Annotated in this window: 12 protein-coding genes and 7 pseudogenes; 11 read left to right on the plus strand and 8 right to left on the minus strand. The window is 66.5% G+C overall.

Features of this window, described 5'->3' with window-relative positions:
• Window positions 1-143: pseudogene (locus FG154_RS18650) on the plus strand (IS66 family transposase); the annotation flags it as partial.
• A gap of 457 nt (window positions 144-600) precedes the next feature.
• On the opposite strand, the gene FG154_RS18660 reads toward FG154_RS18650, so the two are convergent.
• The gene (locus FG154_RS18660; RefSeq protein ID WP_246100433.1) at window positions 601-2,055 is read right to left on the minus strand and encodes a DUF7986 domain-containing protein; all 1,455 of its coding nucleotides are present in this window, start codon (window positions 2,053-2,055) and stop codon (window positions 601-603) included.
• Window positions 2,056-2,484: 429 nt separating this feature from the next.
• Between FG154_RS18660 and FG154_RS18665 the strand changes: the two are divergent.
• A pseudogene (locus FG154_RS18665) lies at window positions 2,485-2,597 on the plus strand (IS481 family transposase); the annotation flags it as partial.
• Here FG154_RS18665 and FG154_RS21930 read toward each other — a convergent pair.
• Window positions 2,594-2,743, minus strand: a pseudogene (locus FG154_RS21930) (IS481 family transposase); the annotation flags it as partial. The pseudogenes FG154_RS18665 and FG154_RS21930 sit on opposite strands and share 4 nt — an antisense overlap.
• Before the next feature lie 110 nt (window positions 2,744-2,853).
• Between FG154_RS21930 and FG154_RS18670 the strand changes: the two are divergent.
• From FG154_RS18670 to FG154_RS18685, 4 genes are all read left to right on the plus strand, one after another.
• On the plus strand, window positions 2,854-3,267 hold the full coding sequence (locus FG154_RS18670; RefSeq protein WP_145111201.1) for a TadE/TadG family type IV pilus assembly protein: 414 nt from the start codon (window positions 2,854-2,856) through the stop codon (window positions 3,265-3,267).
• Window positions 3,267-4,784, plus strand: a complete 1,518-nt coding sequence (locus FG154_RS18675) for a TadE/TadG family type IV pilus assembly protein (RefSeq protein ID WP_145111204.1) — start codon at window positions 3,267-3,269, stop codon at window positions 4,782-4,784. Before FG154_RS18670 ends, FG154_RS18675 begins: the two co-directional genes overlap by 1 nt.
• A gap of 537 nt (window positions 4,785-5,321) precedes the next feature.
• Window positions 5,322-5,672 (plus strand): HPF/RaiA family ribosome-associated protein, encoded by a 351-nt coding sequence (locus tag FG154_RS18680; RefSeq protein ID WP_145111207.1) that lies wholly within the window; start codon window positions 5,322-5,324, stop codon window positions 5,670-5,672.
• A 35-nt stretch (window positions 5,673-5,707) separates the two neighbouring features.
• The gene (locus FG154_RS18685) at window positions 5,708-6,847 is read left to right on the plus strand and encodes a baeRF3 domain-containing protein (RefSeq protein WP_246100435.1); all 1,140 of its coding nucleotides are present in this window, start codon (window positions 5,708-5,710) and stop codon (window positions 6,845-6,847) included.
• A gap of 122 nt (window positions 6,848-6,969) precedes the next feature.
• Here the strand turns inward: FG154_RS18685 and FG154_RS21935 are convergent.
• The 3 genes and pseudogenes from FG154_RS21935 to FG154_RS18700 form a co-directional block, all read right to left on the minus strand.
• Window positions 6,970-7,335 (minus strand): annotated as a pseudogene (locus tag FG154_RS21935) (IS1634 family transposase); the annotation flags it as partial.
• A gap of 157 nt (window positions 7,336-7,492) precedes the next feature.
• Window positions 7,493-8,854 (minus strand): ammonium transporter, encoded by a 1,362-nt coding sequence (locus tag FG154_RS18695; RefSeq protein ID WP_145111216.1) that lies wholly within the window; start codon window positions 8,852-8,854, stop codon window positions 7,493-7,495.
• A 27-nt stretch (window positions 8,855-8,881) separates the two neighbouring features.
• Complete coding sequence (locus FG154_RS18700; protein WP_101341140.1) at window positions 8,882-9,220, minus strand: P-II family nitrogen regulator; 339 nt, start codon at window positions 9,218-9,220, stop codon at window positions 8,882-8,884.
• A 261-nt stretch (window positions 9,221-9,481) separates the two neighbouring features.
• Between FG154_RS18700 and FG154_RS18705 the strand changes: the two genes are divergently transcribed.
• The gene (locus tag FG154_RS18705) at window positions 9,482-11,746 is read left to right on the plus strand and encodes a transglycosylase domain-containing protein (RefSeq protein WP_145111219.1); all 2,265 of its coding nucleotides are present in this window, start codon (window positions 9,482-9,484) and stop codon (window positions 11,744-11,746) included.
• An 89-nt stretch (window positions 11,747-11,835) separates the two neighbouring features.
• Here FG154_RS18705 and FG154_RS18710 read toward each other — a convergent pair whose 3' ends face one another.
• Together FG154_RS18710 and FG154_RS18715 are read right to left on the minus strand one after the other, a co-directional pair.
• Window positions 11,836-12,459 carry an MlaC/ttg2D family ABC transporter substrate-binding protein gene (locus tag FG154_RS18710; protein ID WP_145111222.1) on the minus strand — a complete coding sequence of 208 codons (624 nt, stop codon included), beginning with the start codon at window positions 12,457-12,459 and terminating at the stop codon, window positions 11,836-11,838.
• Complete coding sequence (locus FG154_RS18715; protein ID WP_145111225.1) at window positions 12,449-13,237, minus strand: MlaA family lipoprotein; 789 nt, start codon at window positions 13,235-13,237, stop codon at window positions 12,449-12,451. Before FG154_RS18715 ends, FG154_RS18710 begins: the two co-directional genes overlap by 11 nt.
• Before the next feature lie 207 nt (window positions 13,238-13,444).
• Between FG154_RS18715 and FG154_RS18720 the strand changes: the two genes are divergently transcribed.
• The 3 genes and pseudogenes from FG154_RS18720 to FG154_RS21940 all read left to right on the plus strand — a co-directional run.
• The gene (locus FG154_RS18720) at window positions 13,445-15,181 is read left to right on the plus strand and encodes a type I secretion system permease/ATPase (protein ID WP_145111228.1); all 1,737 of its coding nucleotides are present in this window, start codon (window positions 13,445-13,447) and stop codon (window positions 15,179-15,181) included.
• Entirely contained in the window at window positions 15,178-16,479 is a 1,302-nt protein-coding gene (locus tag FG154_RS18725) for an HlyD family type I secretion periplasmic adaptor subunit (RefSeq protein ID WP_145111230.1), read from the plus strand. Before FG154_RS18720 ends, FG154_RS18725 begins: the two co-directional genes overlap by 4 nt.
• A 66-nt stretch (window positions 16,480-16,545) precedes the next feature.
• Window positions 16,546-16,713 (plus strand): annotated as a pseudogene (locus tag FG154_RS21940) (IS481 family transposase); the annotation flags it as partial.
• 22 nt (window positions 16,714-16,735) lie between these two features.
• Here FG154_RS21940 and FG154_RS18735 read toward each other — a convergent pair.
• Window positions 16,736-17,064: pseudogene (locus tag FG154_RS18735) on the minus strand (integrase core domain-containing protein); the annotation flags it as partial.
• A 458-nt stretch (window positions 17,065-17,522) separates the two neighbouring features.
• On the opposite strand from FG154_RS18735, the pseudogene FG154_RS18740 reads away from it, so the two are divergent.
• Window positions 17,523-18,011: pseudogene (locus FG154_RS18740) on the plus strand (IS3 family transposase); the annotation flags it as partial.
• Window positions 18,012-18,078: the final 67 nt, after the last annotated feature.

Here is an 18,078-nt window from a genome sequence, read left to right on the forward strand (position 1 = left end):
AGGCCGATGCCTATGCCGGCTACAACCAGCTTTATCGCGGCGACCGGAAGCCGGGACCTGTCCTGCCTGCGCTATGTTGGTCACATGCCCGGCGCAAGTTCTTCGAACTGGCCGACGTCGAGGGGAACATCCGCAAGGGCAGGGTGTTGCGCAACGCGACAAGCTCACGGTGTTCGGTTTCGATGCGGGCAAACTCGACGGCGGGGAAAGCAATCCGCACCGAGCAGGCGAATTCGGCATCGCGATCGCTCTCGGCGCGCTGACCGTTCTGAACGTCAGGCACGAGAACAGACCCCATCATCTCGCTGACCAGTTCGCCCAGGGTCTTCCGCCGGACCTTGGCTATCCGATTGGTGCGAGCATCCTCGAATGTGGCCCATGAGCCGGGGACGCGATGCCCCGCGACGATCGATTTTAGTGCCAGTTCGAAGACTTGCAGCCGCAGAATGCACTGACCGAAGAGGTGTTCGACCTCGTGTCTGGCCGTCAGAAGGGGTCCGTCAACCGATGTCATGGCTTCTCTTCTCCATCTGCCGAACCGGCTTGTCGAGCTAGGCTCGCATGGCCAGATCACCCTGAACCCGCCAAGTTGCCCTTCTGTTACCTGCGCTCCTCGGCCAACCCCAATTCGTCCCACTTCCAGCGGAAATAATAGTCGGCAAGTGGCGAACCCTCGTTCCGGGCGCTGCTGTTCTCCAGATAACTCAGCCAGTCCACCACTTTCCTGCGGCCCGATGCGCTGCGGACCGCCTGCCGGGGGCTCTTGCCGCCCAGTACGGGGATCGGCTGATCGAGCGTGTCGCGGTAGTGCCGGTCGAGATGGTCCTGCAGGATCTGGCGGGCGACGTCGGGCGGGATCTCCTCCGCCGGTTCCTCGCGCTCGCCGCGAGTAACGCGGTCGCGCATCGCCTGCTCGACGGTCTGGATCGTGGTCAGCGGCGGCCGCAGGAGGTCGCCGGCAGCGGCCATGATCATCGCCTCGCCCCGCGCGGCGCGCTCCTTCGAGTTGACGCGCAGGATCAGCGCCTTGCCCTTCAGCTCCAGCGATCCGAGCACGGTGCCGCCCTCCGAGAAGGTTTCGAGCGCGAGACCTGGTGCGGCTTCCTTCTTCTTGCCCGCTGCTGGCTTCGTCCGGGCAAGCCAGTCCCACGACTTAGATCCGTCGCGCGACAGGTCCGGCACTCTCGACAAAGCCGCCGCGACCTGCCCCTGCGCCACACGCGGCGCGAAGGGGAAATGAAGCTCGTGGAACTCCAGCTCGTCGCCGTCGGTGTTGGTCAGGTGCGGCGCCTGCGGGTTCAAGAGCCCGGGCAGGTGGGTGAAGAACCAGGCGCCGCTGAAGATCGGCGCGCAGTGGCGGAGCTGGTCCACCGTCAGCCGCGGCGTGTCGGTCTTGCGCAGCCGCAGCGCGTCGCGCAGCCCGCCGAACAGCATCTCCACCGCCTCCGCCGAAAACGGCAGGACCCCGCCTGCGATGACATGATGATCGCGGACGGAGACCACCCGGGCCACGATCCGGTCCCATTGCTTGAGCTGCCGCGTCGCGCTCTTCTCGCGCACCGTCACCGGCTCGCCGCCCGTCAGCAGGTCGCGCAGCGCCATGCTCTGGCCGGGGACCGCGCGGCTCACCTCGTGCAGGCTGACGTGGGCGTCGCGGAGACCCTCGATGTAGGCGCGGTTCAGGACCTTCTCCGACCAGCCGCGGCGCTTGAGGTAGACATCGACGACGGTCCGGCCGTCCGGCTCCCAGCGGCGGCTGAGGAAGTCCTCGAAGGCGCAGCCCCAGAGCGTCCAGGGCAGTTGCTCGCCTAGGATGTCGGTGAGGTCGTCGAAGTCGAGGTCGAATTCCTCGAGCGCGGGCAGGAAGTGCTCGTCGACTACCGCGGCCAGCCGCGCGGCCCATTCCTCCTCGCGGTGCGCAAAGGCGATGATGCCGCCGAGATCGTGCCCGTGTTTTACCGTCGCCTGCCACCTCCCGCCCGAGCCTCGGCATCCTGCGTAGGACCGTCGTGCGCGGCAGACAAGCCCGGCCTCGCCGCCTGAAGCGGTGAACAAGAAACCCGCGCACGGCCCTGCGGCAGCAAAACAACTGGCCCTTCGGCACTTAATTGGCGGCGGCCGGTTGTTCATCCCGACGCAGCCCTCCGAAGCTGCCGTTCAAGAGTGCCGTGGCGCGAGGACCGAGCAGCTGACCACGGCCGGTCGTGCGGAGCGCAGCGTGAGGCTTTGCGACGGCACGAGGCGCGTTTGCCGACCGTCGCGGTTGCCGCATCGCATCCGCGGAAAACGGCATAGCCGCCGGTCGCTGGGCCCATGGGGGAGCGACGCGACGCGCAGGTCGCGGACCTCCGCGCCCGCAGCGAGGCAGGACAGCCTGCCGCGCCCAGCGGTCCTTGAAGCCTGTAGCAAGGCAAGGTCGCCTACGCGCAGAGGCTGCCGTTCGTCAGGATGCTCATTTATGCCAAGTAGCAGGGCGCGTGACTCGTGAAGATAATCGGCGGCCTCACGCCCTACGAACACATCTGCGAAATCTGGACATCAGACCCGGATCGATCATCCTTGATCCGATCCACCAGATGCCGGGACTGAACACCTAGCTGTTCAGCCCCGGCATCTGGTGGATCGGGTTGACAATGGGATCTGTCCGGCTCTGAAGTCCAAGTTTTGCAGAGGTATTCGTAGGGTGATCCGCGGAGCGTCTCCAGCCGGCAGCAAAATTATAAGCTGCGAGGAAGTCGTTGAGGTTCACTCGCGCCTTCGACTTTCGCCGATCCTGCCAACATTTCGCCACTGTGCTGTGGGCATGTTTGACTCGGCCGCCTGGTCGTCGCGGCACCAGAACGGGCAAGTCACATGGGTAAAGGCAAGAGCTGCGCGTGGCGTGCCGTGTTATCGCGCCTGAGACGCGACGAAGGGTCGGCGACGATCGAGTTCGTCCTCATGCTGCCAATGTTCATGGCGTTGCTGATGCTGATCACGGACGCCAGCCTGCTTTACATGCGGCAGTCGAGCCTTCTGAACATCTCGAGAGACACCGCACGCATCGTCTCCCGCCATGCGATGACCGCGGTTGAGGCCGAGGCCTATGCGGCTGGTATCGGCAGCACCGCCAAGAGCCGGGTGGAGGCGCGGGTGAGCGTCGCCGACGGCTTCGTCACCGTCACACTGACGGCGGATGCCGCTTCGCTCACGCCCTTCGGCATTGTTGCCTTCGCGGTCGGCGAGAAGCTGTCCGTCACGGCCACCAACATCATGGAGCCTGTCTGATGACCCAGACGATCCGGGCCTCAGCCCCGAAATCCGTGACCAGGGATTTCCTCGCGTCTCAGGCCGGCAATACAACGGCGCTCTCGCTGTTCGGCATCGCGATCTGCTGCATGATCGGTGGCCTCGCCATCGACCCGTCCAACGCCTTCAGCCAAAAGGAGCGGCTGAACCTGGCCGCGGATGCGGCCGCCCAGGTCGGTATCGTCGCGCTCTCGAGCGGCGAGAGTCCCGCGGATGTGCGGGCGAAGGTTCTCACCTCGATCGAACAGAACGCTCCTCTGAGCAAGGTGGGGCGGACGACCAATGAGTTGAATGACATCCAGTTCGTCCGCTTCGACCCGTCCAGTCGCAGCCTGACCTCGGGGTCGGCCAACGCCGTCAAGGTGACCCTGCACCGGGACGAATCCGTCTCGAATCCGGTGCGCGCCACGCTGTTGCGTCTGGCCGGCGTCGAGCATTTCGAGGTGCGAGCCGTCAGTGTCGCCCACTACGGTCAGCCGGGGCGGTGCGACTCGTCCGACGGCATCTACGGCAAGGGACAGGTCACGCTGACGTCGGGCAACTGGATCGGCCCGCGCTACTGCGTGCACAGCCAGACGGCGGTCTGGCTTCCCCAGCAGAACACCTTTGCGCCCTCGTCCGGGGTGTCGATGCCGAACCTGGCGGCCTGCAAGGGCAAATGCGTGGACAGCGCCAACCCGGGTATCGAGGCGGCAGTATTCCAGATGAACCTCAATCTGCCGAAGGTCTCGGACCACATCGCCTCGGTGACGCAGACGATGCTGTCGAGCGAAGCCAGCCCGCTGAAGACGGCGTTCTTCGCCAACAAGACGCTGGCGGCGGACCTGGCACCGCTGACGACCGCCAAGATCATCACCAAGTCGCAGGAAAAGGCGCTGGTGAAAGGGTCCGTGGTGACGCCGACACCCTCCCAGTTCAACGATCTGATGTACAACACCGGCGGCAAGCTTCCCGGCGGGCTGGTCTATCACGTGGATTGCCGCGACAAGGGCAACGGCCCGACCACCTCCATCAGCATCGGCGGCAGCGCGAACCGCAAGAACTCGGCCCTGCCGCCAAACGCCACCGAGGTCGTGCGCGATGTTGCGCTGGTGACGGACTGCGCAATCGACGTGGGCCAATACGCCCGGATCGACAATTCTCTGATCGTGACCACCCGACTCTCGTCGAGTTCCGTGTTGAACACCGATGAGGGTGCCGTGGTGGGCGACCCGCTCAAGAACTGTGACCTGAACCGCAAGGTCTACATCCTGACGATGAGCGGGATCAGCGTGAATTCGAACTTCACCGCTTCCAACGTCGCGCTGGTGGTGAATGGCGACATCAACGTTGCCGCGAACAGCAGCTCGACCGAGGTCGAGCATCGCGGAACGAGCATGCATGCCGAGGGCAGCATCCAGATCCCCTCGTCGCATACCTTCAACGCCTGTTCGGAGGATACCAGCGGCCTCCTGCCCAACCTGCGGACCTTCAAGTTCGTCATGCCGAAAGCATAGGCGCGCAACGTCGGCGATCTTGTCTCAAGCTCTGGCTCACGCCTGCTGCCATTCTGGGGGTTCGCAGCGGCAAGGACAGTGCGCGGCTCTGAGGGCGTCGCGGGCCGGTGCTTTCCGCACTCGGCTGCGCGGACGCCCTGTCGTCGCTCGGCGAGGTGCTCGCCTGCAAGGCCAAGAGGCTCATTGCAGAAGACGCTCCCGGTCCTCCCGAAGATCAAGACGACCCGGGATTGGGTCGGCGCAGTCAAGGCCTGCACACGTGAGTCGCTGAGGGCGGCTCGGCGTCCCACGACCGCTGCGCCGTGAGAGGCCCGCGCCAACGCCGCGAGGGTGGCGGCTCCGCCACCTCACCGATCCTTGGGGCCGGACGGGCGGCGCGCAGGAACGCATGGGCGCATCTCGCGTTGAACTGTGGTCCGGCGAACGGGACCGGGCTGCAGGCCCTCGGGCAGAACGGCTGCCCGACGCGCCTGATCGCGATCGCGAGAAAAGGACCGGAAGATCCCGAAACCGAGCCAGAACCGAGAAGGAGACCCCATGCGCATCCAGATCAACACCGACGACAACATCGAGGGCATCGACAGCCTGACGTCGCGGTTCGAGGCGGAGATTGCGGGTGGGCTGTCGCGGTTTTCCGATCAGATCACGGCGGTCGAGGTGCATCTCAGCGACGAGAACGCCGGCAAGGGCGGCAGCGACGACAAGCGCTGCCTGCTGGAAGCCCGCCCCACCGGCTCGGCACCGGTTGCGGTCCGCCATCAGGCGGCAACCCCGGACGAGGCGCTCAGCGGTGCAGTGCAGAAGATGCAGCGCAAGCTGCAGAGCGAGCTGGGCCGCAGGAACCACGCCAAGGGCGGTCCCTCGATCCGCGACATGGACCCGCTTTGACCCGCCCCTCCCTCGAACAGGACATGGACCCGAAGATGATTTCGAACGACGACCTGCTTGATCTGGTCAACGCCTCCCCCGACCTCGCCGTCTCGCTCTACCTGCCGACGCAACGGCTTGGGCGCGAGACCCGGCAGAATCCGATCATGTTGAAGAACCTGCGCACGCAGGCCCGCGAGCAGCTGGACGCGCTGGACCGGCCCGCGGCAGAGACCGAGGCGCTGCTGGCACCGCTCGAGGCGCTGATCGAGGATCACGACTTCTGGCAGAACCAGGAGGACGGGCTTGCGATCTTCCTCGACGGCGACGGGATGCGCATCCACAAGCTGCCTGCCCCGGTGGCCGAGACGGCCGTGGCGGGGGCGGGCTTTCACATCTCGCCGCTGCTGGCCCTGATGGATCGGAACGCTCCCTGCCTCGTGATGGCGATGACCGCCGACACGGTGCAGGTCTGGCGGGCCAGCCGCTTCGGGATCGAACCGCTGGAGGTGCCAGGTCTGCCCGCCAGTGTCGAGGATCTGGACGGCGATGCGGATTACGAGGCCCCGGTGAATTCTCATGGCGCCGGCCGCCCCCGGACCGGCGGCCATGCCATGCCCAAGACCCAGGTGTTCGGCGACAGCCCCGAGGAATGGCGGAAGGGGCGCCTCGTCGAATATGTGCGCCGGTCCGCCAGCGGCCTTGCGGCGCATGTGGCGGGGGAACCGGCCGACCTGGTGATCGTCGCCGATGCCGAGATCGGCGGGCAGCTTCGCAAGTCCGAGGCCCTCGCGGGCCGGATCGCGGGCCATGTCGAGACGAACCCCGCGGCGCTGAGCGAGGCCGATCTCCATGCCGCCGCCCGGTCGGTGATGGAGCCGATCGAGGTCGGGGCAAGGGAGGAAGCGCTCGAGCGGCTGCATGCGCATCTCGGCAAGGGTGACAGTCTGGCCTGCGCGGAACCGGCGGAGCTGGTGGCCGCGGCCCATGCCGGACGGATCGACCAGCTGTTTCTGATCGCCGGGGCAAGCCTGCGGGGGACCTTTGATGCCCAAACCGGCGTCCTGTCAGAGGGCACGCAGGATCTGGCCGACCAGGCCGCGCAGATGACCCTTCGCACCGGGGGTGGAACCTGGATCGTCGAGCCGGAGCATCTCCCGGAAGGCGTCGGAATGGCCGCGATCCTGCGATACTGACCCCCGTCCGGCGGCCGCCGGATCAAGGGCCGCATGGGATGCGTTCGCCGCGATGAACAACCTCTTCGCCACCCCCTCGTCCGCGCCGCAGCGGGCGGCCGGGCGGGCAGCGGTGCCCCGTCAGGTTCGCACAACCGCTGAAAACCAAGATCCTGACGAGCGCCTCGACATTCAGCTGGCGGTTGCCTGACCGGCGCGCGCGCCCCAGCACGCGGGCAAAGCCGATGTCCTTGCACAGTTCGTGCAGAGCGAAGACGTCTCCGAAGCTCAGGGATAGATCATGGACCAGGTCGGACGCCGTATTCTCGGCACGGACGAGAACGCGGTTCAGCCCGCTGATGAGCGGATCGAGCTTTTCGGAGGTAAGATCGGTAATGCGCCCTATTGGCCACCACGCGATGACGGACTTTTCTGGCATCGGTGCGATAGCCCTTGACCAGCTGAAGGTATCGGCGCCCGCCTGACCGGGTGATCTTCGTGACCCTGATTCCATTAAACACCCACCATCCAGAGCCACCGAAACCAGAACGTAAGCGACGAACATCGGTTGCCGCAGCGGTGACCGGAATAGGAAGAAGGCCCGGATCTTCATCCGGGCCTTCCTCTCGAACGGCGGGGGGATGAGATCCCGCCGCTCGATCCACATCATCCGTGATAGGCGGCCTCGCCGTGCGCGGTCTGGTCGAGACCGATGCGCTCGCTCTCGGTATCGACGCGCAGGCCCACGATCAGGTCGGCGATCTTGAAGGCCACGACCGACACGACAGCCGTCCAGATCAGCGTCACGACGACGGCCTGGATCTGGATGATGGTCTGGCCCACGATCGAATAGTCCTCGCCGTTCACGCCGCCCAGCGTCGCCGCCGAGAAGATGCCGGTGCCGACCGCGCCTATGATGCCGCCGATGCCGTGGATGCCGAACACGTCGAGGCTGTCGTCATAGCCCATGGCGTTCTTGACCGTGGTCACGAAGAAGTAGCAGACGGCCGAGGCGACGGCGCCCAGCACGATGGCGCCCATCGGGCCGATGGTGCCGCAGGCCGGCGTCACCGCCACGAGGCCCGCGATCATGCCCGAGGCGGCACCCAGCATCGAGGCCTTGCCGCGGGCGAGCCCCTCGATCAGCGACCAGGCCACGACGGCGGCGGCGGTCGCCACGAAGGTGTTGATCATGGCCAGCGTCGCACCGCCGTTGGCTTCCAGGTTCGAGCCCACGTTGAAGCCGAACCAACCGAACCACAGCATCGAGGCGCCGATCATGGTCATGACCATCGAATGCGGAGCCATGTTCTCCTTGCCGAGCCCGATCCGCTTGCCAACCATGATCGCGCCGATCAGGGCCGCGACGCCCGCGTTGATGTGGACCACGGTGCCGCCGGCAAAGTCGATGGCGCCCCAATTGAAGATCAGGCCCGAGCCGTCCCAGACCATGTGGGCGATCGGGAAGTAGGCGAAGGTCACCCAGATCACGGTGAAGATCATCACCGCCGAGAACTTGATCCGCTCGGCGAAGCCGCCGATGATCAGCGCGGGCGTGAGCGCCGCGAAGGTCATCTGGAAGCAGATGAAGAGATATTCGGGAATGACGAACTCGTCCGAGAAGGTGGCCGCCATGCTGTCGGCCGTCACCCCGGACAGGAACAGCTTGCCCAGTCCGCCCCAGAAGGGGCTGGTCCCGCCGCCGAAGGCGAAGGAATAGCCATAGATCACCCAGATCACCATGACGGTGCAGGCGATCAGCGTGGTCTGCATCAGCACCGAGAGCATGTTCTTCGCGCGCACGAGGCCGCCGTAGAACAGCGCGATCCCCGGCAGGATCATGAAGAACACGAGCACGGTGGACATCAGCATCCAGGCCACGTCGCCCTTGTCCATCACCGGAGCGACGGTTTCGGCCACGGCCTCGACGGCCTCGACGGCATCGGTCGCGGCCTCCTGGGCCCAGGCCGGCAGGGCCGCCGCCGCGGCGAGCGCCGAGAGCCCCATGAATTGCGAGATTTTCTTCATTTTACCCTATCCCTCTGCCGGCCCGCGTTACAGCGCGTCGTCGTTGATTTCGCCCGTGCGGACGCGGACCGCCTGTTCGACATCGAGCACGAAGATCTTGCCGTCGCCGATCTTGTCGGTCTTGGCGGTGGTGCGGATGGTCTCGACAACCGAGTCGGCAAGGCTGTCGGCCACGACGATCTCGAGGCGGACCTTCGGCACGAAATTCACGGCATATTCGGCGCCGCGATAGATTTCCGTGTGACCGGACTGCGAGCCGAAGCCCTTGATCTCGGTCACCATCATGCCGCGCACGCCGATGGTGGTGAGCGCCTCGCGCACCTCCTCCAGCTTGAACGGCTTGATTGCTGCAATGATCAGTTTCACGACGATCCCCTGTTCTGCACTGGGCCGCTGCGGACCCCACGAGGCCAAGAGGCTCGCTGGAGGGGTCCTGCACAACAAAACGGCGCCGGACGGAGCGGGCCGGGACGCGGAAGTTGCACATTTTTTGCACTTGCCTGCCGGACCGCCTATTTTTAATGCAACATGCGGAGAGGATTTAAAGCCACTTCGCCTCCACATTCGCGGCCCCTGCAGGTAGAGTCGCGCAAAGGTCCACAAGAGCCAGAAGGCGGGCAACGAGGCATGAGCGGGTCGAACGGGCGGCGTCCGCCGCTGGTCGCGGACAGGCGCTACGGCGCGCCGGCCGCGAAGAAGGCAACATCGAAGGGCGGCGGCGGGCGGGGCCCGAAGCCCCCGGCCAAGTCAACGCCCCGGCGGCGGACCCGCAAGCGCGATCCGCTCTCGGCGGCGGTCGCCTGGGTGCTCGGGCTGATCTGGGGGATCGTGATGTTCTTCTGGCGCATCCTGTGGGGCGTGGGCTGGCGCATCGCGGCGGCGGTGGGCCTCGTTCTGGGGCTCTCGGCCTATTACTTCTACTCGCAGCTGCCCGAGGTGACGCAGCTCGTGGACGGCCGTGCCCGCGGCTCGGTCACCATGCTCGACCGCGAGGGCAAGGTCTTTGCCTGGCGCGGCGAGACCTACGGCGGCCTCGTCACCTCCGACAAGGTCTCGGAACATCTGCGCGAGGCCGTGGTGGCGACCGAGGACCGCCGCTTCTACCGGCATTTCGGCATCAGCCCCCGAGGCATCGCCTCGGCCGTCCGGATCAACCTCGCCGAGGGCCGCGGCCCGCTCGAGGGCAACGGCGGCTCGACGATCACCCAGCAGGTGGCCAAGCTTCTCTGCCTCGGGGTCCAGTACGACCCCAAACAATGGAAGAGCGAGGCCGAGTATGAGGCGGACTGCCGCCGTGGCGGCATCTGGCGGAAGGTGAAGGAAGTGCCCTTCTCCCTCGCCCTCGAGGCCAAGTACAGCAAGGCCGAGATCCTCACGATCTACTTCAACCGCGCCTATCTCGGGGCGGGGGCGCGCGGCTTCGAGGCGGCGGCGCAGCGTTACTTCGGCAAGTCCGCGGGCCAGGTGAACGCGGCCGAGGCGGCGATGCTGGCGGGCCTGCTCAAGGCGCCGTCCTATTACGCACCGACCGCGAACCTTCAGCGGGCGCGTGACCGGGCGAATGTGATCATCGGGCTGATGGAAGAGCAGGGCTACCTGACCCGCGCCGAGGCCGAACAGTCGCGGCGCAATCCGGCCCAGCTCTCCGAGGCGGCCCAGAGCCGTTCGGGCGGCTTCTTTGCCGACTGGGTGATGGAATCGGGCCCCGCCTTCCTCACGCGCGACACGACCGAGGACGTGATCATCCGCACCACCCTCGACCAGCGGCTGCAGAAGGCCGCCGAGGGCGCGCTCGCCGACGTCTTCAAGTCCAAGGTGAGCGAAGGCTCCAAGGCGCAGGCGGCCGTCGTCGTGATGTCGGCCGACGGGGCGGTGCGCGCGATGGTCGGAGGCCGGAAGCTCGAGGCCGCGGGCTCGTTCAACCGGGCGACGCAGGCGCTCCGCCAGACCGGCTCGGCCTTCAAGCCCTTCATCTATGCGGCGGCCATGGACCTCGGCTACAGCCCGGCGGATTTCGTGGACGACAGCCCGCTCACCGTCATGGTGAAGGGCTCCGGCCCCTGGACGCCCGCGAACTACGACCGGAAGTTCCGCGGGATCGTCACGCTGACCTCGGCCCTGAAACAGTCGCTGAACATCCCGGCGGTGCGGATCACCGAGGCCGTGGGCCGCGAGAAGGTCCGTCAGGTCGCCTCGGAGTTCGGCATCCAGAGCAACCTTGCCGCCGGCCCCGCCCTCGCGCTCGGGGTGTCGGAGGCCACGCTGATCGAGATGACCGGCGCCTACGCCGGCATCCTCAACGGCGGCTCGGCCGTCAAGCCCTACGGACTGGTGGAACTGCGGCTTCAGGGTGAGGACACGCCGCTCATCGGGCAGGAGGGCGGCATCGGCGAGCGGGTGATCTCGGAGCAGGCGGCGCAGCTTCTGACCTACATGATGACCGAGGTCATCAACAGTGGCACGGGCACCCGCGCCCGCCTGTCCGACCGCGAGGCCGCGGGCAAGACGGGCACGACCCAGGCTGCGCGCGACGCCTGGTTCGTCGGCTTCACCGCCGACTATGTGGCCGGCGTCTGGATGGGCTATGACGACAACACACCGCTCAAGGGCGTGACCGGCGGGGGCCTGCCGGCCGAGATCTGGCGCGAGGTGATGGTCCGGGTGCACGAGGGTGTGCCCCCTGCGCCGTTGCGCAAGATCGTGCCCGAGCCCCGGCTGCCGCCCCAGTCCACGGCCGAAGTCCGCACCGAACCCGTGCCGCAGGATACGGGTGACTGGCAGGCCGCCCGGCCGCGGGACACAGGCGACTGGCAGGCCGCCCCCCGTCAGCCGAGTGCCGGCGAACAGATCGTGCGGGACGTGCTCGGCATCTTCGGCGGCGGCCGGAACTGAATCGCCGACCGGATGCCGGCCCTGCGCAAGCTCCGAAAGCAGAACGCCGCCCCGAGGGGCGGCGTTTCAGGTCTCTCCGGCGGCAGCTCTCAGCTTGAACGGCGCAGCTGCTCGGCCAGCGCCGGGATCGAGCCGCGGTTCCGGTCGAGCAGCGCCCCGATCTCGGCCCGCTCGGAGGCGAGCATGTTGACGCCCTCGATGATGATGTTGAAGAACGCCGGCCGGCCCGAGCGATCCGACACGTGCCAGCGCACCTCGAACGGGTTCTCGTTGCGCAGGTAGGCCGTCGAGATCACTTCGACCGCGCTCTTCATCGGACGGGCGTCGATCACCTTGATCTCGCTGCCGATGAACTCGCGGAAACGCTTGCCGTACTTGCGCGCGATGTAGCCCTGATAGGCCTGCGTGAAGGCGGAAAGCTCGGACTGGCTCGCGCCGCGGGCAGCGACCCCCAGAGCGGTGCGCGCGATGGCCGGCACGTCGGCATAGCGCGAGAAGAGGCGCTCGAACTCGACATACATCTGCTGCTCGGACTTGCCGGAGTTGATGGTCCGGTTCACCTGAGCCACGGCCTCGACGACGAGCGCACGCGCCGCTCCGGTGTCGAGCGCCAGCGCACGCCACGGCAGGACGGTGGCGGCGATGCCCGCGGCAAGGCCCAGCGTCACGGTCCGGCGACTGGGCCGTGCGACGAAGAAAAGGTCATTGGGCATCGTATTCCTCATAGGGATCGGCGGCGTAGGGATCGATGAAGACATCATCGGCCCCGCCGGTCTGACCAAGTTCGAAGCGCCGGTTCTGCAGATAAAGCAGGCGGGCCTGCGAATAGCTGTCGGCGCTTTCATATAGGACAGAGTCGATCGTTTCGGAATACTGCGCCCGATCACCAAGTATTGAGCCCACCTCGGCCGCCCCACCGGCCACCCGCACGGCCGGAGGCACGATCAGCCGAAGCGGGTTCAGGGCCACATCCACCACATCGCCCACGAGATCGCGCTCGGTCCGCGGCCCGAGGAACGGCACCTCGCCGTAGACACCCTCGTTAGCGCCCCAGACGTAGAGCGTTTCGCCAAAGCCGGTGCCGCGCCCCTCCAGCCCCATCGAGCGGGCCGGATCGAACAGGCCCCCGATCCCGATCGTGCTGTTGACGACGAACCGCGCCGCATTCTCGACCGCAGCGCCGGGCCGCCCCTGCAGAAGGCTGTTCAGCGTCTCGCCCGGCAGGTCGAGGTTCTCGGCAAAGTTCTCGATCCCGCGCTCCACCGGGTCGGGAAGGACGGCATAGGTCCGCGAGGCCGGCCGCAGCACCACCTTGTCCACATCCTTGTTGAACTCGTGGATCTGGCGGTTGTGGGTCTCGTCCGGGTCATTGATCGCCTGCGTGGGCCCTGCCGTGCCGGCGCAGGCGGAGACGAAGGCGCCGAGAACGGCTAGAAGGGCGCCGTGAGCCATGATTCGGCACCCACGGAGATTGGCAGTTCGATGTTCCACGCTGATGATCCCGGTCTGCGAAAGATGCCGTGCGAAGAGGAATCGCTTTTACGAACAAGGGTCAAGCCATAAGCAGCTTGCAGGGACAAGGCAACGCGCGAATGCACGGCACCCTCGGGGCGCGGGGATTTTCGCTGAAGTTGTTACGGCGGATAACGAAATTGTAAGTCGGCCGTGCGATACGGAGGCAAGGCCGAGAGGGTTCAGATGAACGGAATTGACATTCGCAAGGGGCTGGAGGAGTTGCGGGCCGCGCGACGCAGCTCAATGGGCTCTCTGGCCGCGGTCTTCCTCTTCAGCATCTTCGTGAACCTGCTGATGTTGACCGGGCCGCTCTACATGCTTCAGGTCTATGACCGGGTGCTCGGTTCGGGATCGGAAGAGACGCTCCTCGCGCTCTCGCTCCTGGTGACGTTCCTCTTTCTGGCCATGGGGTTCCTCGACCATGCCCGCGCCCGCGTGATGGCCCGCGTGGGCGCAGCCTTTCAGGAGAAACTGGATCGCCGGGTGTTCGAGGCGTCTGTCCGCAGGCTTTCGCTGGCACCGGGCGATCCGCCCGCCGTGGCTGCCCAACGCGACCTCGAGTCGGTGCAGCGTCTGTGGGCGTCGCCGGTGCTGATCGCGCTCTTCGACATCCCCTGGACGCCTCTGTTCATCGCCGCGATCTTTGTCTTTCACCCCTGGATGGGATGGCTGGCGGTCGGGGGCGGCGCCGTGCTGGTGATGGTGACGCTGTTGAACCAGCGCCTGTCCGAAGGGCCGATGCAGCGCGCCAACATGGTCTCGTTGCAGGCGGACCGTTTCGCCGAGAACCTGAAATCCGAATCCGAAGTGGTGCAGGCGCTGGGGATGGCCGGCAACGGCTTTGACCGCTGGCAGAAGGCGCGTTCGGCGGCCCTCGCGTCGAACATGTCGGCGTCTGACCTGACGGGCGCCTTCGGCACGCTGACCAAGACGCTCCGTCTCTTCCTGCAATCGGCGATGCTGGGACTCGGCGCCTGGCTCGTCCTGCAACAGGAGCTGACGGCCGGGGCGATGATCGCCGGCTCGATCCTGATGGGTCGCGCCCTCGCCCCGATCGAAAGCGCCATCGGTCAGTGGGCGCTCGTGCAGCGCGCCAGCGAAGGCTGGAAGCGGCTGGGAGAGCTGTTGTCGCGTCAGCCGGTCGAACCGGCACGCATCGCCCTCCCGCGGCCGCGAGCCCTGATCGAGGCCCAGAACCTGACGGTCGTTCCACCGGGAGAGATGACGCCCGTCCTTCGTGGCGTGACGTTCCGGCTGGAGCCAGGCCAGGCGCTCGGGGTGATCGGCCCGTCCGGCTCCGGCAAGTCCACGCTCGCGCGCGCGCTGATCGGCGTTTGGCGCGCTGCGGCGGGTCACGTGCGCCTCGATGGTGCGGCGCTCGACCAGTATGATCCCGACGTACTGGGCGGCTACATCGGCTACCTCCCGCAGCGCGTGACTCTCTTCGAGGGCACGATCGGAGAGAACATCGCCCGTCTCCGCGGCGCACCGGATGGCGAGGCGGTGGTCGCGGCCGCACGCAAGGCTGCCGCCCATGACATGATCGTGGCCCTGCCGTCCGGCTACGACACCCGGGTCTCCACGCTGGGCGGCCGCCTTTCCGGCGGCCAGATCCAGCGGATCGGCCTGGCGCGGGCCATGTACGGTAATCCGGTGTTCCTCGTTCTGGACGAGCCCAACTCGAACCTGGACAATGAGGGGTCGCTGGCCCTCAACGCGGCGATCCGCGCCATGAAGCAGGCCGGAGGGTCGGTCTTCATCATGGCGCACCGGCCCGCCGCCATTCAGGAATGCGACTTGTTGATGGTGATGGAAAACGGCATGCGCGCGGCTTTCGGCCCGCGCGACTCGGTCCTGCGCGAGATGGTCAAGAACCACACCGAGATCGTCCGAAACGCCGGCCCCGGAGGCGTTTCATGAGCCGCCCCGCTTCCTGGTCGAGCGGCAGGCCGCTCCTGATCGGGTATCTCACGCTCGGTGTTCTCGTCGGCGGCTTCGGCACCTGGAGCGCCTTCTCCTCCATTGCCGGCGCCATCGTCGTGTCCGGCCAGATCGAGGTCGCGCAGAACCGCCAGGTCGTCCAGCACCCGGATGGCGGCGTCGTCGAAAGCATCGAGGTCACGGAAGGCGCAAGCGTCCGGGCCGGCGACATCCTGCTGCGTTTCGACGGCGCGTCCCTGCGGACCGAACTTGCGATTGTCGAGGGGCAGCTCTTCGAGATGCTCGCCCGCCGCGCACGCCTCGAGGCCGAGCGCGACGACGCCGAAGCCCTCGCCTTCCGGCCCGAGCTTCTCGAGGCCGGCAAGGGACGCACCGCCGTCGCCGAGCAGGTCGAGGGCCAGCAACGCCTGTTCGTTGCGCGGCGAGAGAGTTTTGCGCAGCAGATCGACCAGCTCGGCAAACGCAAGGGCCAGATCAATAGCCAGATCCAGGGTGTTGACGCGCAGATGGCGGCACTCGGCACGCAGCTTCGCCTGATCGAGGAAGAGCTCGCAGACCAGCAGGGACTCCTTGCCAAGGGGCTCGCGCAGGCAAGCCGTGTGCTCAGCCTCCAGCGCGAAGAGGCTCGACTGCAAGGCGAACTGGGCGAACTTGCGGCCTCACGCGCGAACGCCGAGGGTCGCATCACGGAACTGGACATCGAGATCCTGCGCCTCGGCTCCTCGCGCCGCGAGGAGGCGATCACACAGCTTCGCGACTTCGGCTACCGCGAACTCGAACTGGCAGAGCGGCGGAGCGCACTGATCGAACAGATCGCAAGGCTCGATCTGCGCGCTCCGGTCTCCGGAATCGTCCTCGGCCTGCAGGTGACGACACCACGGGCCGTCATTCGCCCCGCCGATCCGGTTCTCTACCTGATCCCGCAAGACCGACCGCTGGTGATCGCCGCTCAGGTGCCGCCGATCCATGTGGATGAAGTGCGGGTCGGCCAGCCGGTCCGCCTCGTCCTCTCGGCCTTTTCCAGCCGGACCACGCCCGAACTCGCGGGACATGTATCAGTCCTTTCGGCAGATGCCATGACCGACAACCGCACGCAGGCCGCCTTCTACCGGGCAGAGATCGTGCTTGAGTCGGGCGAGATGGAAAAGTTGGAGGAGCGCACTCTTCTTCCCGGGATGCCGGTCGAAGCTTTCATCCGGACGTCGGAACGCTCTCCCATCGCTTATCTGCTCAAGCCCTTCACGGACTACCTTAACCGCGCCATGCGCGAAACGTGACGACACTAGCTGGGTGATCCTACGGTTTGATGGTTCGATCCTTTCGAAGGAATGGAAGGAAGGACTATGGGACAAGTTCGTCACGGGAGCGCCACGACCACGTTCGCCGTCAGAGCTACAATATAGCGATCGCAAGCTTCGCTCGCGCAACTGAGCCGGGAGTTGGGCCTCAATCCGAAGACGGTCGCGAAGCAGCGCAAGCGCGCGACGGTCGAGGATCTCAAGACGGGGCCGAGAGTGACCTGCCACTGGTCTTTCATCCAGCCGCGACCGGAGCCGGTTGTTGATTTATGCCTTTCGGCGTGGGTTGAGCAATCGCCCGGCGCGCGGAACTCTCATCGCGTGCAGCGGGTCGGGCGATTGCGGTGGTCAGATGCAGGGCGAAGCCTGCAGGGGTCTGGCAGCCGAGGGCCGAGTGGGGCCGCGCGGTGTTGTAGTCGGTGACCCAGGCCGCAATGAGATCGCGGGCATGGGCGAGGTTGCGGAACAGCGTCTCGTTCAAGAACTCGTCCCGCATCCTACCGTTGAAGCTTTCGACAAAGCCGTTCTGCATCGGCTTTCCGGCGCGATGTAATGCCATTCGAGCGTGAGCTTGCCCGCAAGGAGAAGGCGTTGGCCGAGGCGGCCGCGCTGATGATCCTGCGAAAAAAGGTCGAGGCGATCTGGGACCGCAGGGAGGGCGAGGGCGAATGACCTCAGGCTCGGATCGCCAGGAGATTGCCGCCCTCGTCGCTGCCGCCACAGAGGCGGGGGCCCGGCGCTCTGCCGCCTGCGCCGCAGCCGGCCTCAGCCCGCGCACCCTGCGCCTCTGGCGGGGTCCGGACGGCGGGATCCGCGAGGATCGCCGCCCCCTCGGCAGACCGCCAGGCCCCCGCCAACAAGCTCTCCGAGGAGGAGCGCGACCGGGCGTCCTTCCACTGGAAGGCCGCCTGATCCGCCTCATTGCTGGATGCGCTTCTTGTCGTCCCGCGTCTCGGGCGCGATCCGGCTGCTGCTGCCCGCTCCCAGTCGTTGGCGCGCGCACAGGCCTCGCGCCAAACGGCGATCCGGCGCGGCGGTCGGATCGAGCGCGCCGGGACGATGCTCTGCGCCCCGAGATCCGTCGCGTGTTCGAAGAGAACTGGCGGGTCTATGGCGTCCGGAAGGTCTGGCGACAGCTTGGCCGTGAAGGCTTCAATGCCGCGCGATGCACGGTGGCACGGCTGATGAAGAGCATGGGTATTCAAGGCATTGTCCGGGGCAAGCCGCACAGGACGACGATCCCGGACAAGAAGGCGCCGTGCCCGCTGGACAAGGTGAACCGCCAGTTCCGGGTATCCGCGCCCAACGTGCTCTGGGTCAGCGATTTCACCTATGTCGCCACCTGGAAGGGGTTCGTCTATGTCGCCTTCGTCATCGACGCCTATGCACGCCGCATCGTGGGCTGGCGCGTCAGCACCTCGGCCCAAGCGAGTTTCGTCCTCGATGCCCTCGAACAGGCAGTCCATGAACGCCGCCCGGCGAAGGGCATGGGACTGGTTCACCACAGCGACAGTCAAAGGATGGAAGCCAGTTCCTGGGCGGTCTGACTCTCACAGCGATGGACCATCTGGTAAGCTG

This window comes from Cereibacter sediminicola (assembly GCF_007668225.1).
Taxonomy (GTDB): domain Bacteria; phylum Pseudomonadota; class Alphaproteobacteria; order Rhodobacterales; family Rhodobacteraceae; genus Cereibacter_A; species Cereibacter_A azotoformans.

What these genes read in the sequence shown, in the direction of transcription:
- FG154_RS18670 (WP_145111201.1), top strand. Translation starts at nt 2,854, where the DNA reads ATGGGTAAAGGCAAGAGCTGCGCGTGGCGTGCCGTGTTATCGCGCCTG.
- FG154_RS18675 (WP_145111204.1), top strand. Translation starts at nt 3,267, where the DNA reads ATGACCCAGACGATCCGGGCCTCAGCCCCGAAATCCGTGACCAGGGAT.
- FG154_RS18680 (WP_145111207.1), top strand. Translation starts at nt 5,322, where the DNA reads ATGCGCATCCAGATCAACACCGACGACAACATCGAGGGCATCGACAGC.
- FG154_RS18685 (WP_246100435.1), top strand. Translation starts at nt 5,708, where the DNA reads ATGATTTCGAACGACGACCTGCTTGATCTGGTCAACGCCTCCCCCGAC.
- FG154_RS18695 (WP_145111216.1), bottom strand. Translation starts at nt 8,854, where the DNA reads ATGAAGAAAATCTCGCAATTCATGGGGCTCTCGGCGCTCGCCGCGGCG.
- FG154_RS18705 (WP_145111219.1), top strand. Translation starts at nt 9,482, where the DNA reads ATGAGCGGGTCGAACGGGCGGCGTCCGCCGCTGGTCGCGGACAGGCGC.
- FG154_RS18710 (WP_145111222.1), bottom strand. Translation starts at nt 12,459, where the DNA reads ATGCCCAATGACCTTTTCTTCGTCGCACGGCCCAGTCGCCGGACCGTG.
- FG154_RS18720 (WP_145111228.1), top strand. Translation starts at nt 13,445, where the DNA reads ATGAACGGAATTGACATTCGCAAGGGGCTGGAGGAGTTGCGGGCCGCG.
- FG154_RS18725 (WP_145111230.1), top strand. Translation starts at nt 15,178, where the DNA reads ATGAGCCGCCCCGCTTCCTGGTCGAGCGGCAGGCCGCTCCTGATCGGG.